Origin of the sequence: Paenibacillus sp. R14(2021), from assembly GCF_019431355.1 — a bacterium.
Classification (GTDB): domain Bacteria; phylum Bacillota; class Bacilli; order Paenibacillales; family Paenibacillaceae; genus Paenibacillus_Z.
Genome location: NZ_CP080269.1, coordinates 5,840,487 through 5,854,523, shown reverse-complemented (window position 1 = coordinate 5,854,523; position 14,037 = coordinate 5,840,487). Strand labels below are relative to the sequence as shown.

General features: G+C 52.5%; 9 protein-coding genes and 2 pseudogenes. 2 read left to right on the top strand and 9 right to left on the bottom strand.

Going from position 1 to position 14,037, the window contains the following annotated elements; translation table 11 throughout:
* Window positions 1-297: 297 nt before the first annotated feature.
* From KXU80_RS27185 to aroA, 7 genes are all read right to left on the bottom strand, one after another.
* Complete coding sequence (locus tag KXU80_RS27185; RefSeq protein WP_219836189.1) at window positions 298-2,352, bottom strand: transglycosylase domain-containing protein; 2,055 nt, start codon at window positions 2,350-2,352, stop codon at window positions 298-300.
* A gap of 242 nt (window positions 2,353-2,594) precedes the next feature.
* On the bottom strand, window positions 2,595-3,104 hold the full coding sequence (sigK, locus tag KXU80_RS27180) for an RNA polymerase sporulation sigma factor SigK (RefSeq protein ID WP_219839271.1): 510 nt from the start codon (window positions 3,102-3,104) through the stop codon (window positions 2,595-2,597).
* Between the two features lie 283 nt (window positions 3,105-3,387).
* Window positions 3,388-4,170 carry an SDR family oxidoreductase gene (locus tag KXU80_RS27175; RefSeq protein WP_258171173.1) on the bottom strand — a complete coding sequence of 261 codons (783 nt, stop codon included), beginning with the start codon at window positions 4,168-4,170 and terminating at the stop codon, window positions 3,388-3,390.
* A gap of 34 nt (window positions 4,171-4,204) precedes the next feature.
* Window positions 4,205-6,187 (bottom strand): oxidoreductase, encoded by a 1,983-nt coding sequence (locus KXU80_RS27170; protein ID WP_219836188.1) that lies wholly within the window; start codon window positions 6,185-6,187, stop codon window positions 4,205-4,207.
* A gap of 8 nt (window positions 6,188-6,195) precedes the next feature.
* Window positions 6,196-7,329, bottom strand: a complete 1,134-nt coding sequence (locus KXU80_RS27165) for an acyl-CoA dehydrogenase family protein (RefSeq protein WP_219836187.1) — start codon at window positions 7,327-7,329, stop codon at window positions 6,196-6,198.
* Window positions 7,330-7,359: 30 nt separating this feature from the next.
* A complete protein-coding gene (locus KXU80_RS27160; protein ID WP_219836186.1) occupies window positions 7,360-8,949 on the bottom strand; it encodes an AMP-binding protein in 1,590 nt (529 codons plus the stop codon).
* Complete coding sequence (gene aroA, locus KXU80_RS27155) at window positions 8,946-10,292, bottom strand: 3-phosphoshikimate 1-carboxyvinyltransferase (RefSeq protein WP_219836185.1); 1,347 nt, start codon at window positions 10,290-10,292, stop codon at window positions 8,946-8,948. The genes KXU80_RS27160 and aroA overlap by 4 nt, the downstream gene beginning before the upstream one ends.
* 515 nt (window positions 10,293-10,807) lie before the next feature.
* Between aroA and KXU80_RS27150 the strand changes: the two genes are divergently transcribed.
* Window positions 10,808-12,265: an MFS transporter gene (locus KXU80_RS27150; protein ID WP_219836184.1), complete on the top strand. Its 1,458-nt coding sequence runs from the start codon at window positions 10,808-10,810 to the stop codon at window positions 12,263-12,265.
* A 20-nt stretch (window positions 12,266-12,285) separates the two neighbouring features.
* On the top strand, window positions 12,286-13,041 hold the full coding sequence (locus KXU80_RS27145) for an IclR family transcriptional regulator (protein WP_219836183.1): 756 nt from the start codon (window positions 12,286-12,288) through the stop codon (window positions 13,039-13,041).
* A gap of 85 nt (window positions 13,042-13,126) precedes the next feature.
* Here the strand turns inward: KXU80_RS27145 and KXU80_RS27140 are convergent.
* Window positions 13,127-13,454 (bottom strand): annotated as a pseudogene (locus KXU80_RS27140) (sigma factor-like helix-turn-helix DNA-binding protein); the annotation flags it as partial.
* Window positions 13,455-13,655: 201 nt separating this feature from the next.
* A pseudogene (locus KXU80_RS27135) lies at window positions 13,656-13,839 on the bottom strand (transposase); the annotation flags it as partial.
* Window positions 13,840-14,037: the final 198 nt, after the last annotated feature.

Below are 14,037 nucleotides of genomic sequence, written 5' to 3'. Positions count from 1 at the left end.
GATCTGGATGTAAGGGTTTTCATTTTTGTCCTGCCGAAAGAAGCAGAGCTGAATTCTCGTTCCTTATCGTTGAGATATAAAATATTCCCATTTCTATTGCTTTAAAACCTAATGATTATATCAAGCCGCCTATAATATTCCATATTCACACTTTACTTTCCTGCCAGTTCGTTAAAAAATTAAATCTCTATCCTTTCATCGCGCAATAAAATATAAAAAGGGAATGAACGCATTAACACCGTTCATTCCCTTTTCTGGAATTGCATGCTTTGGTCGATCACTTCTTCGCCTTAGGAATTAATCCTCATGCTTCCCTTTTTTCTTGCCGTGCCCATGCTTCCCCCCATCTCCGTGATGCTGCTTGTGTTCATTCTTCGGCTTCTTGGGGCCATGCGGCTTCTCCTCACGCGGCTTCTCCTCTTCGTCCTTATCGTCCACTGCTTTATTCTTCTTCGTCAGACTAGGAGCCGGCGGAAAATGAAGCACAGGTTCGTTTTTCATCGCATCGCTCATAAGCGCATGGAAAACCGCGGCCGCTGCCTTGGAAGTCGTCGTTAAATAGTGCGTAGAATCCGTATGATCATAACCGAGCCATACCGCACCGACTAGCTGAGGCGTGTACCCGACGAACCAATTGTCCTTGATGCCTTTCCCGCCAGTACCCGGCATTTCAGTCGTGCCCGTCTTGCCGGCAATTGGGCGGCCTTCTATAGCTGCGTCTTCGCCTGTTCCTTCTTGCACGACGCCTTCAAGCATGGATGTCATCGTCCTCGCCACAGCTGGTTCCGTTACCGTTATCGCGGACAGTTGAGGTGCCTCAGCCAGCAGCTCCCCATCCGCCGATTCGATGCGAACGATGGCATGTGCAGGGAAACGCCCGCCATCGTTTGCGAACGTGCTGAACGCATCCGCCATCTCTAACGGCGAGACGCCTTCTTGCAGCCCGCCAAGCGCTAGACCGAGCGTCCGGTCCGCATCCGATAGCTTGATCCCGAACCGCCCTGCCGCCTCCATGCCGGCATCAATGCCCATCTCATTCAGCAGTTCTACTGCCGGAATGTTGTAAGAATGAACGATCGCCTCGTAGATCGACACCTCGCCGTGGTACCCGCCGCCCGCGTTCTTCGGCGCATAACTGCCGAAGCTGACCGGCTCGTCCATGAGCGTATCGCTCGGTGCGTACCCGCGTTCGAAGGCTGGCGTGTACACGGAGATCGGCTTCATCGTCGAGCCCGGCTGGCGCTTCAGCTGAACCGCGCGGTTGAATCCGCGGAAAGGCTGGCTTCCTCTGCCGCCGATCAGCGCCTTGATACCCCCATCGCGCGGATCTAGAAGAACGGCGCCGCTCTGAATGAGCTGATCTGCGCGGCTGTTTGGGAACACGGAAGCATCGGCATAGACGCGTTCCGCTGCCTGCTGCATCTTCGTATCAAGCGTCGTGTAGATCCGCAATCCGCCATGCAGCACATCATTTTCGGATAACCCGTACTGCTCCGAAGCTTCTCGGATGATCTGATCGACAAAGTAAGGATATTTGACCCCCTCACCACGGCTCGGTTTGGCACTGTCAAGCCGAATCGGCAGCTTGCTTGCCGTTTCATAGGCGCTTGGGCTGATTTTACCTTGGTCTCTCATAAGCTGGAGTACAACATTACGGCGTTCTAGAGCCTCTTTCATATGCTTATAGGGTGTCAGCGCCGATGGCGCGCGAATCATTCCTGCGAGCAGAGCCGCTTCCGACAACGTCAGCTTATCGACGCTCTTCCCGAAGTACGTGCTTGCCGCCCGCTTAATGCCCCATGCACCTTCGCCAAAATAAATCTGATTGAGGTACATCTCCATGATTTGCTGCTTCGTATACGTCTCTTCGATCTTCTTGGCGAGCAGCGCTTCATTCCACTTACGCGACCATGTCCGCTTCTGCGACAGGAATACGTTCTTAGCAAGCTGCTGCGTGATGGTGCTCGCCCCTTCGACAGTCTTGCCGTTCGAGATATTCGTAAACAGCGCCCGTCCAATTCCCCATAAATCTGTGCCGTGATGCTCGAAGAATCGTTTATCCTCTACGGCAACCACAGCATCAACGAGTTGTTTTGGCAACGATTCATAGCTCACCGGTTCAATCGTCGTATGAAGTGCAATCCGGCTTGCTTGCTTCCCTTGATCGTCCATGATGACCGTTTCTGCCGGGAGCGATTTGGCTAACAGTGAAATATCTTGCCTATGCACCATCACACGAAGAGCGCCCCATCCTACAATAACGAAGAGTACGCCTGCAACAGCGAGCATGACAATTGCTTTCGTCCATCCATGCCGCCTTTTCTTCGTTTTCTCATCTGTTTTACTCTCCATTACCTATCCCACCTGCTCTTCTAATCCTGCTTCTATACTCAGATAGTAGTTCGCAGAGCAGGGTTATTTTCAGTAGGTTAGGCGCAACATAGCAAAAATCCACGGAAACCGCGGACTTTGGTGCGAGATACACCTCATCATTATTTTTTATCTTATGCTATCGTAACAAAGCTGCGGATCGGGCGCACATAGCTTCATCCAGTTTAGCTATTCAACTTATCATTAACATATTAAACATTCTCTCATTTCTTAGCTTTATAGAACTCATGGTATAGCTTCATCAGTGCCCGCTTCTCGATCCTCGAAACATAGCTACGCGAAATACCCAGCTCTTTCGCTATTTCCCGCTGTGTCCGCTCTTCTCCACCAGTGATGAGTCCAAACCGCCCTACGACGACCTCCTTCTCCCGGTCATCCAAAATGTCTAAGTTCTTGTAAATCTTGCTCTTCTCGATCTTCAATTGAACCCGATCCGCCACATCGTCAGCTTCCGTGCCGAGAATGTCGATGAGCGTGATTTCATTGCCTTCTTTGTCCGTGCCGATCGGATCGTGCAAGGATACGTCCTTGCGGGTTTTCTTCAGCGACCTGAGATGCATAAGTATTTCATTCTCGATGCAGCGAGCTGCAAACGTTGCCAATTTCGTGCCTTTGCCGGTCTGGAAGCTTTCGATCGCCTTGATTAATCCGATGGTCCCGATGGAGATCAGATCCTCGAGATCTTCGCCTGTATTGTCGAATTTTTTGACGATGTGAACACAACTCGATGTAAATTAATATTAACTAAACCGACTACCGCAATAACAGTAATCGGTTTATTCTTGAACATGATTCCTAACTTGCAAAAGAAACAGATTGATGCTTTATCGCTCTAGTAGTTGCTTCATTGCTATTCATTGACTTGCTCAACGCAAGAAAACTCAGGTCTCTATTGATCAATTCCTTTAGCATCTTACACAATCCTATACTTAATGACCAAGAAGTTCAACGCGTAATCCCCTACCATCGGATCGGATTTCGATGCGGGGTTTGTCATCAGCGTCCGTCCGGACCATAAGCGATCAAGGTCAACCCGCCGTCGACCCCAAGCACCTGCCCCGTAATGAAGCCCGCCGCCTCTGCAGCTAGGAAGAGAGCGACATGGGCTACATCTTCCGGCTGCGTCAGCCGTCCGAGCGGCGTGCGGCTGATCACATTTGTTTTAAAGGTATCGAAGGTATCCTTGGCGTAAAACCGCACGGAATCCGTCTCTACCACACCGGGCGAAATAACGTTGGCCGTGATACCCTTCGGACCCAGCTCCGCCGCCAAATACCTCGTCAGCGACTCCAATGCCGACTTGGCAGAACCGATGGTGGAATAATTGGGGAGCGCGAACTGGCTTCCCAGACTGGATACCGTCAATATGCGGCCCGCTCTTCCTTCCATTAGCGGTACCGCACGCTGCACAGCGTGCAAAACGCTCTTGACAACGACTTGATACGTGCGGTCGATATGGTAATCCTTCGTTTCCATTACGGGCTTGAACGCCGTAGCCGCAGCGTTCGCCATAAAGACGTCAAGCGCTCCCCAAGTATTCGTAATCTCGTCGAACATCCCGTCAATCTCAGCCGGCGATTCCAACTCGGCTTTGCAGACGAGTGCCTGTACGCCAAGCGCACGCGCTTCATTCGCCGTCGCTTGGGCGGCTTCCGCATCCCGGCGGTAATGAATCGCCACATCCGCGCCTTCCTTCGCGAATGCAAGCGCCGTTGCTCGTCCGATTCCTCGCGAGCTTCCGGTGATTAGTACTTTTTTTCCAAGAAACAAAGCTGACAATGCCCCCACATCCCTTTCTGAATATCATCGAATTCTACAACCTGATAGCAGCCTCATAAGCTTGCCGAATCGCCCTTGCGGCATTAAGTTCCGCCGAATCAGCCGCTCCGCCGACCGCGTCGAATGCCTCGTGCGCGAAGGATGAATTGCCCGCCGCGATGTTGGAGCGCTGGCCCATGCAGAGTATAACCTGATCGGCTTCCACGAACAGCTTCTCTTCTCCATTATCAACCCAAATGCCCTCCGCCGTGATGGCTGTGCAGCGATAACCTTTCAGCACCCGTACGCCGCGGCGCTTCAATTCTCCTAGCAGCACCCATCGTGAAGTAGGACCCACGCCTTTCGCTGCTTTGTCCGAACGAGACACAAGCGTGATTACAGGTGCGACCGGAGCCTGCGCCTCGAAGCCTCGCTCTGCGAAAAAAGCTGTCTCTTCCGGCCGCAAGCTTGTCCGCTCAGCCAAATAATGGGCGACGTCGCTGCCGATCCCTCCGCCTCCGACAACGGCGATTTTCTTGCCGAACGGCCGTGCTCCCGCGAGCAGCTCAGCATACGTGCACACATGCGGAAGATCGGCGCCTTCGAGCGTTTCAGGCACGAATGGACGGACGCCGGACGCAAGGATGACATGATCGAACGCTTCCAGCATCTGCGGCGTAGGCATGGTTCCCATCCGAATATCTGCGCCGAGCCGCTGCAGCGCAACACGGAAATAACGAATCGTTTCGCGAAATTGATCTTTGCCGGGAATACGGGATGCAAGCAGAAACTGCCCGCCGAGCTGGTCGGTCTCCTCATACAAGGTTACTTGGTGTCCGCGCTCCGCGCTCGTTAATGCCGCTTGCAGCCCCGCGACGCCGCCGCCGACGACCGCGATTCGCTTCAGCTCGGCAGAAGGCGGAACAGCCTCCGCTTCATGACCCGTCCGCGGATTTACAAGGCAGCCGACCGGCTTGGGAGGATGCCCGAGGGTGTGATCCAAGCAGACCTGATTGCAGGAAACGCATAAGTTCATGCCTGCAAGATCTCCTTCGGCGATCTTGCGCGCGAAAGAGGGATCCGCCAGCCACGGGCGCGCCGGGGCGACGAAATCCAGGTCGCCGCGGAGAAGCAGCCGCTCCGCGACCTCAGGCGTATGGATCCGGTTCGCTCCGATGACAGGAATCGTGACAACGCCGCGAATGTTCGCGGCGACCGATGCGAAAGCACCCGGCGGCACGTTCGCGCCAACCGTCGGAATCGCGGATTCATGCCAACCGATCCCGACATTTAGCGCATCGACGCCGCAACGCTCCAAACGCCGCGCCAGCTCCAGCGTCTCCTCGCGCGTTGTGCTTCCTTCCATGTAATCGTCCCCGGAGATGCGGTAGATGACCGGGAACTCGTCCCCGATCCGCCTTCGGATGTCTGCGATAATGTCAAGGCACAGCTTCATGCGCCCTTCGCTGTCTTGACCGTATTCATCGCTTCGTCGATTGGTCAGCGGCGAGACGAATTCATTCAGTAAATAGCCTTCGGAACCCATGATCTCGATCGCGGCGAAACCTGCGCCGGCGGCAAACGCCGCACCATCCCTGAACGCGTCTCTGAGGCGCATAATATCCGATCTTGTCATCTCCGCCGGCACTTCCTTCGTCAGGCGAGAAGCGATCGGGCTTGGCGCCCATGGAAAAAGGCCAGTCTCCTTGCTGCTGGCGTAACGCCCTCGATGGGCAAGCTGGAGCGCCAAGCGGCCGCCGGTTTGCCGAACCGCCGCCGCAAGTTCTTCCAGCTGCTTCCGATGGTCCGGCTCCGTCAAGCAAAACATGCCGGTTCCCCCGCCTTCGGGAAGAACGGCGACATTGCCGGTAATCATGAGCTCGGCCCCGCCGCTGGCCCGTTCCCGATAGAAGGAGATGAGCTGCGGCAGCGTTTCCCGCCGGCCTTCGATACCCAGATGCATGGCGCCCATCAGGATACGGTGCTTCAGATGAAGCGAACCGATGTGTCCCGACTCCAGCAGTAATGATCGTTTCATGATCCCATTCACCTTTCTGCCAGCACATGCTTGGCTATGACCGCTTTCTGAATTTCCGCCGTGCCTTCCTCAAACTTCTGGGCGCGCGCGTCGCGGTAAATCCGTTCGATCTCATAGCCTTTGAAGTAACCGATGCCCCCCCAAATCTGCTGCGCCTTATCCGTAACGCGCTGCAGCATTTCGAGCGCGTAGAGCTTCGACATCGACGCCGGCGGAGGCGTCAGCGTTCCCTCGTCCTTCAGCCTTCCCGCGTACATGACCAACTGACGAGCCGCTTCAATGTCCGTCGCCATCTCGGCGATCCACGTCTGAACCACTTGGCGCTGGCTAAGCGCTTTACCGAACGTGACGCGCTCTCGGCTTCGTTCGACAGCGATATCGAACGCGCGCTGCGCTAGACCGACGCAGGTCATACCGACGCAGATCCGGCTTGGATCCAGAAACCCGTTCAGCGCGCCGGCCAGTCCTTCTCCGACATTGCCGAGCAGATGATCCGCGGGAACGCGCGCATCATGCAAGACGATATGGGCATGTCCCGTTCCCGTCAGCCCTAAGGTCGAAGACATCTCGCGAATTTCCACGCCCTCGGCCGTTCGAGGAACAAGCAATGCCAACGTTCCTTCATAACCCTCCGTACCTTCCATACGGGCATAAATCAGCAAATAATCGGCCGTATCCCCGAACGTAATGAGCCACTTTTCCCCATTCAGCACATAGGTATCGCCTTCCTTATGGGCAGACGTTTCGATGTCGGCTCCCGAGCCCGCATTCGGCTCCGTCAGCGCGAAGGCAGCGGTGATTTCCCCACGCACGAGCGGCTTCACGAATCGTTCCCGCTGCGCCTCGCTTGCAAGGAAATCGACGGGCCGCCAAATGCCGTTGATGACGTGAACGATCATTCGGATCGAACCGTGCGACTCCGAGAACATTTCGAGCAGCTGTAGATACTGCGTAAAGCTGAGGCCATAGCCCCCATAGGCTTCCGGCGCTGCCAATCGGAGATAGCCTCGCTCGCGAAGCTCCTGCCAGACGTCCGGACCGCATTGCCCGGTTTCTTCGATGCGCTGTGTCAGCTCCCTTAGTCGTCCGTCCACATAAGATCGGATCTCCGCTTTTAACTGTTGAAATTGGCTATCATTCATCTCGTATCGTCTCCCTCTAAGATAGGACCGTTATTCAGCCTGCAGCTTGTCCGAAATCAATTGCCTAAGCACGTACTTTTGAATTTTGCCCGTGGATGTACGCGGCATTTCCGGCAAAATTTCCAATCTTTCCGGCCAATAGGACTTGGTGACGCCTTGGGCCTGCATATAAGCGGTCACGTCGGCCAGCGTCAATTCGCTTTCTGGATTAGACAGCGACACATAGGCGCAGATCCGTTCATTCAAGCGAGCATCGGGCATGCCGACGACCGCCGCGTCACCGATTCCCTCCATCCGGTACAGAAGATTCTCGATCTCGGAGACCGGAATCTTCAATCCGCCCCGGTTGATGATGTCCTTCACGCGACCGGTCAAATTCAAGTGGCCCTGTTCATCGATAATGGCCAAGTCGCCAGTGTTGAAGAAGCCTTCCTCGTCAACAGCTGCTTCGTACCATTCCGGATGATCCAAGTACGAGGTAAACATCGCTGTCGTCCTGACTTTGAATAATCCTTCTCTCCCCGGCGGGAGCATCCGGCCTTCCTCATCGACGACCTTCATCTGTCTGCCCGGGATGACCTTCCCGTCCTTACGCCAGGAGTTGTCATCGTATGGCTTGACCGAGCCGATGCTGATCATGCACGTTTCGGTAGAACCCCAGCCCCCGACAACTTTGCAGTCCAGCCGTTGCCGCGCTTCCTCCGCTAGTTTGCGGGGGACGGGAGCGCCTGTCGCGACGAAGATTTTCAATCCCTGCGGCGGCCGATCCTCATGGGTGATATCCGCCAGGAACGGCATTGCGGCCTGCACGAAAGTCGCACCGTGCTGCTCGATCGCCGAACGGGCGGTTTCGACATCCCACACGGACTGGCACACCTGCTTGGCGCCTAAGTACATCGCAAGCATCATGCCATACAATAGTCCGGTCTGATGCCCCATCGGCGACGGAACCCAGATCGTATCCTTCCCGGTCAGCCCGAGTACCTCAGTATGGGCAGCCAACGCATCGCTAAGCGTTTGATGCGTATGGATAACGCCTTTCGGCTCGCCCGTCGTTCCCGACGTGAACAGCAATTGAGCAGGCGCGTTCGGGGCTGGACGACGACGCTCGATCCATTCCCTGTCAGGCTCCCGGCTCGCCAGCCCGCCCAGGCAGCTCATTAATTCCTTGGGATCGTTCGCTTCAATGGTGATGACATGGCGCAAATCCGGCATTTCGGAACGAATCTTTTGAATAAGCCGACCGTATCGGAAATTCCGGTATTCATCCGGAATGACGAGCACCTTGCTCTTCGCGCGTCCGACGACAAACGGAATTTCCCGTTCTCTCATCGCCGGCAGCATCGGACATGCAACCGCTCCAATTTTCAATACCGCTGCCGTAAAGACGACAAACTCCCAGCGGTTCGGCAATAGATAGGTGACATTCTCGCCTTCCTGCACGCCGAGATCCAGCAGCCCTTGGGCGGCACGATCCGATAGCGTATTCAACTCTCCGTAAGTGATGTGAATCGGAGATGCGCCATCGGATAAGTCCACGACCGCGCTGCTCTCCGGGTTCGCTAAGGCAAGCCGGTTAAGGAATAGAAGATCTTGTCTTGATGTCTGGGTCGTTATCATTTGTTCGACGCCTCCTCCGCGATCCGTATCTCATCCGAGTCATTCTGCAATCCGGTATCGATTCCAAGAAGCGCTAAATGATCGAAGAATTCGGGATACGATATTCGATAGGCATTCGGAAACGTCAGTTCGCTCGGATTGCCTGTTGCCCGCAGCGAAGCGAGCGTAAACGCCATCTGCACGCGATGGTCGTTGTACGTCGAGATCGAAGCGCCGCCCGTCAGCTGGCCGACTCCCTCGATGATGAGGTCGTCTCCGACTTCCTTGATGCGCGCCCCCATTTTGTTCAACTGCAGCATCGCTTTCACGCGATTGGATTCCTTCATCCGGCCCGGCCCGATATTTTGCAGGACGGTGGTCGTACCGCTCGCGAGCGCGGCGACTACGGACAAGACCGGAATGAGATCGGGGATATGCCGCATGTCGATCGTTACTTGTTGCGGGGCTTTGCCGTCTGTACGGCGCGCACGCAAGCCGCCCGCTTGCTCGTCGATTGCGAGGTTGACGCCGTATTGTCGGATAATATCGATGATTTGTCCTTCCGGATGCGTGCCTGCATGCGCAAGGCCTTGCAGCACGATGTCAGAAGGAAATAACGCAGCTAATGCGAGCAGGAACGCTGCCGACGACAGGTCGGGCTCGATTTCGATCATGCTGGGAATGTATCGCTGCTTGGCCGGTACCCTCCACATCGTGCCGCCTGCCAATTCCTCCACTTGGATGCCGAATTCGCGGAGCATCCCGATCGTCAGGTGAACATAAGTCATTTCATTATGCGGAGGAAGTGCCTCGACGACGGTATCTTGTTCTGCGAATGGCGCAAGAATAAGCAGCCCCGATATCCACTGGCTGAGCGTGCCTGGTATGCGGATGTGACCGCCAAGTACCGTACTAGGCCGGATGGTCACAGGCATCTTGTGATGTTCAGCTTGCCACTGAACGCCCATCGTGCCAAGCGCCTCGAGCAGCGGCTTGATCGGCCTTTCCCGCAGTGCTTTATGACCGTTATAGATTGGAGCCCGACCACTGGATAAACTGCCTAGGCCGAGCATGAATTGAAGCGTCGAGCCTGAGCTCCCGACCCGGATGCGCCCGTCCACCGGACGATACGCGCCGCCTTTGAGCCGGTAGCCTTTCTCCGTCTCCTGAATGGCAATTCCAAAATCCTTAAGCGAATGAAGCGTGTCCAGAATGTGAAGAGCACCCGATTTTCCAACAATCGACGTATAGCCTTCGGCAAGAGAGCCGAAGATCAAAGCCCGATGCAGATGGTACTTGGACGGCGGAACAATAATGCTTCCTTTGACCTCGCTGCCATGCGGATAAATCTTCAATCTCTTCATCGTGCCGGCACCTTCTTCGTAATGAATTCGCGATCTTCCATCTTTAGCTCTCCTTCTACCAGAGCTTGTCTTATTTTCTTGCCTAGTAGGATACCGATTCCAGTTCCTAACCGCTCCCACGTCTTAGCGCTCTGGTTTGTTTTTTCAGTAACAACTATATTCCCCTCGTCTTCTATACGTCTAATTACAAAATCTCATAGGGGCCATAGACCACGTCTATTAAACGCATTTGAGATTTTCTAGAGACGGAGGACAAATGAAACGATAAGAACACGAACAAAACGCCGCTTCCCCTTAGAATATCCGGTGGTTCGGCTCATGCAGCAGACTGGCTTCCAGGCAGCTATTATGCACAAACGGACAGTCAGTATCAGATTCCGCAATTTTCCATTTTGATGTCCCTCCATTATGAAATAATTGTGAACAACGCTTTTACTATGCATCTTATGGTAATATGATGTCAACTATAGATATACCAAGTTTCTTAATAGTGAACAATTTGGAGGAATGTGAACATGAACTTACAAAAACATTGGAAAAATGCGATCTTAACCGTTCTGGCCATTGGGCCGGGTTTCATGTTGAATAGCGCTTTAATTCCCAGCCAAAGCCTTATCCAGCATTCATTTCATCTTGGCAAAAACGCGATATTCAGCCCGACTCTAATCGGCATCATCGCCCTTATGTTGTTCATTCCGCTAGGGCCCTTGCTTCGTCATCAATTAGGCGTGCGGGTCACTTACTCTGTTTCTATGATTCTCTTTATGATTGGTTCGCTCTCGGCTGCATGCTCCGTCAATGAGCAATGGATGTCTTTAGGCAGATTTCTGCAAGGGATGGGCACGGGCATGATGCTCATGATTATGGTCCCCATGCTGCTGCTTTCCTTCCCAATCGAGAAGCGAAATCTTGCCTTATCCGTACTTGTAGGCGGTTTTTTCGGAGCGGCGATTACAGGTTTGTTGATCGGAAACATAGCTGTCGTTTATCAAGACTGGAGATGGATTTTTTATTTGGGATTTGCTTTAGCATTGGCTGCATTCATCTTGAACTCTATTTTCCTGCGAAACGAGCACCATTCGAAGAACAAGCATTTGCATTGGGATAACGCAGGAATAACGCTGATCGTGATTTGTTCGGTAGCTGCCTTGGCAGCCTTCAACCATCTCGAGCAATGGTTTGGTTCTCCGGGCAATCTCTGGGCCGTAATCGGAGGCGCCTTTGTTACACTGATTCTTTTTATAATCGCGCAGCGCAAGGTTAGTCACCCTGTTATTGCCTTGAAGTTGATTATGCACCCCAAACCGCTGCTTGGCATACTAAAGGCCGTATTCAGCAACGTCGTCATGGCGCTCAGTCTGCCGGCGGTCCAAGGAATCATACATATCCATTCAAACAACCAGCTCTTGTCCTTGCTGCTATTTATGTTTATTGGCGTAGCCATATCAGCGATCATCTGCACATTGCTCTACGACAAATTCGGCCCCGGTCTCCTCGGCCTAATCGGATCGGCAGCGATTGCTATTGTTCTCATTCAATGGTTATATTTGAACGACTCTTCTTCGTTTGTAATGATGGCTGTCAATTTGACGCTCTTATCGAGCGGTCTTGGAATCACGGTCGGCTCGGGTCTTACGGCCGCCGCACTAGGAGGTCCATTGCCCGACTTGGTCAGTCGAATGACTGCTGTTCAATTCATTCGCTTTTTAGCAAACGTTATAGTAATATTATTGGCTGGATGGTATTTGAACTTCGATTATTCACACAACCTTAACGATAGGGTGCAGTCAGGCACGGCAGGTGATAACCTGAAAGAACAATCTCTATCTCTCTTAATGACTTATCATGACCTTTTCTTCATCGCTTTCATGGCTGCGGCAGTCCTTGCATGCTTGTCTATTGGCCTCCATTTCACTGGAAAAGGTCATAAGCTGGCTCATAAGCCTCATCATGATCATGAATTGGCGCACTAGTACGTGGAAAGGTGGATTATATGGCAACGGAACCAAAGGGCCATGGTATCCAGTCTGTTGAATTGGGATTGGGTATCCTAAAGAAGATTTCTGAGGAAAGAAAGTCACTGACTGCAACGGAAATATCCTTTTTGTGCGGCATATCCAAGAGCAAGCTTCATAAATATTTGACGAGCTTTACAAAAATAGGATTTCTTCAAAAAAGCCAAGATCTCAAATATTCATTGGGCACGGAGTTGATTCATCTCGGGCTGAAAGCATCTGAACAACTTGATATCCAAGACATTTGCATACCTTACATAACAAAGCTCAGGGAAGCGCTAAATGAGACCGTGGCGCTCGCGATTTGGGGGGAAAGCGGTCCCTTCTTTCTCAGATGGGAACAAAGCAACCGGGCCATCAATTTAGGAATCAAAGTTGGTTCTAGGGTTAGCGTGACAGAAAGTGCTCCCGGAAGATTATTCAGCGCTTATTTGCCAAAAAATAAAACGCAATCCCTCATTTCAAGCGAGCTCAAAACAGATCTGCTGCAGGAACCGTTGCTTAAGGAGCTAGAGTCGGTTAAACGCAAGGGCTTTGCCGTAACGTCGGGAACACTAGTGCCAGGAATCACGGCAGTTAGCTGTCCGGTATTTGATCTAAACGGGTCGATCCTAGCCGCGTTGACGGTGGTGTCGATGAATGATGTTCTCGATACTTCCGAACATTCCGATTTTATTTTGAAATTAAAGCAGACTGCTTTAGAACTGTCACAAGAATTAGGTTATAAACCGTAACTCCCCGTTCATAAGAAAGAGGCTGAGGATTTCGTATTCGAACGATCCCAGCCTCTTTTTGCTCCTCGTACCTTCAGGTTACGCTTCACTTCTTCGCCTTATAAAACTCATGGTATAGCTTCATTAGTGCCCGTTTCTCGATGCGCGACACATAGCTCCGTGATATCCCGAGTTCCTTCGCAATCTCCCAGAATGTCTAAGTTCTTATAGATCTTGCTTTTCTCGATCTTCAATTGAACCCGATCCGCCACATCGTCGGCTTCCGTGCCGAGAATGTCGAAAAGCGTAATTTCGTTGCCTTCCTTATCCGTACCGATTGGATCGTGCAAGGACACGTCCTTGCGGGTTTTCTTGAGCGATCGGAGATGCATAAGTATTTCGTTCTTGATACAACGGGCCGCAAACGTTGCCAACCCGATGCAAGAAAATGGATACGTTTTTGTTGGCAAGCCAATCGGCGAGGTCGATGGTCTTTCTGCCGTGACGGGAAACCTTCTTGACATCAATCAGTTAATTTGTGTGTGTGTAACTTAACCCATAAGTTTGCAACACATGCAAGCTTATGCTTCCAAATTTTCGTCTTTGAAAACAAGAAAAGCGCCTCGCCTAGAGCCAATGACCGGTTCTTCCGGCGCCATGTTCAAGAAATATTTGAACGACAAATCGTATCGCGAACGCTCCACGATGTCGATGTCGGACAGATCGGAAATCGCTTTGAGCAGCAAATATTTAAACATCCGAATGGGACCGATGGCGTTCCCGGCCATTATTCAAGCAATATTTACTTTTCAACTCCTTTCATTAACTTGCCGTTACTTGTGGTAAGGTTCACCGCGCTGTCTTTAACGGCAAGTTTTCGGGCAACAAAGCGTGCATATTCCTTTTCTAAGCTACTCTAACATCGTTTTCTTTGTTGCTGTAAGTCCTTATCAGACAGACTGTTTTACCTATAATAAAAAACCTCTGGTCGTATAATCTTATACGACCCAAGGTTTC

Excerpts from the sequence above, each read along its gene's own strand:
- KXU80_RS27185 (WP_219836189.1), bottom strand. The coding sequence starts at position 2,352 with ATGGAGAGTAAAACAGATGAGAAAACGAAGAAAAGGCGGCATGGATGG.
- KXU80_RS27170 (WP_219836188.1), bottom strand. The coding sequence starts at position 6,187 with ATGAAACGATCATTACTGCTGGAGTCGGGACACATCGGTTCGCTTCAT.
- KXU80_RS27165 (WP_219836187.1), bottom strand. The coding sequence starts at position 7,329 with ATGAATGATAGCCAATTTCAACAGTTAAAAGCGGAGATCCGATCTTAT.
- KXU80_RS27160 (WP_219836186.1), bottom strand. The coding sequence starts at position 8,949 with ATGATAACGACCCAGACATCAAGACAAGATCTTCTATTCCTTAACCGG.
- aroA (WP_219836185.1), bottom strand. The coding sequence starts at position 10,292 with ATGAAGAGATTGAAGATTTATCCGCATGGCAGCGAGGTCAAAGGAAGC.
- KXU80_RS27150 (WP_219836184.1), top strand. The coding sequence starts at position 10,808 with ATGAACTTACAAAAACATTGGAAAAATGCGATCTTAACCGTTCTGGCC.
- KXU80_RS27145 (WP_219836183.1), top strand. The coding sequence starts at position 12,286 with ATGGCAACGGAACCAAAGGGCCATGGTATCCAGTCTGTTGAATTGGGA.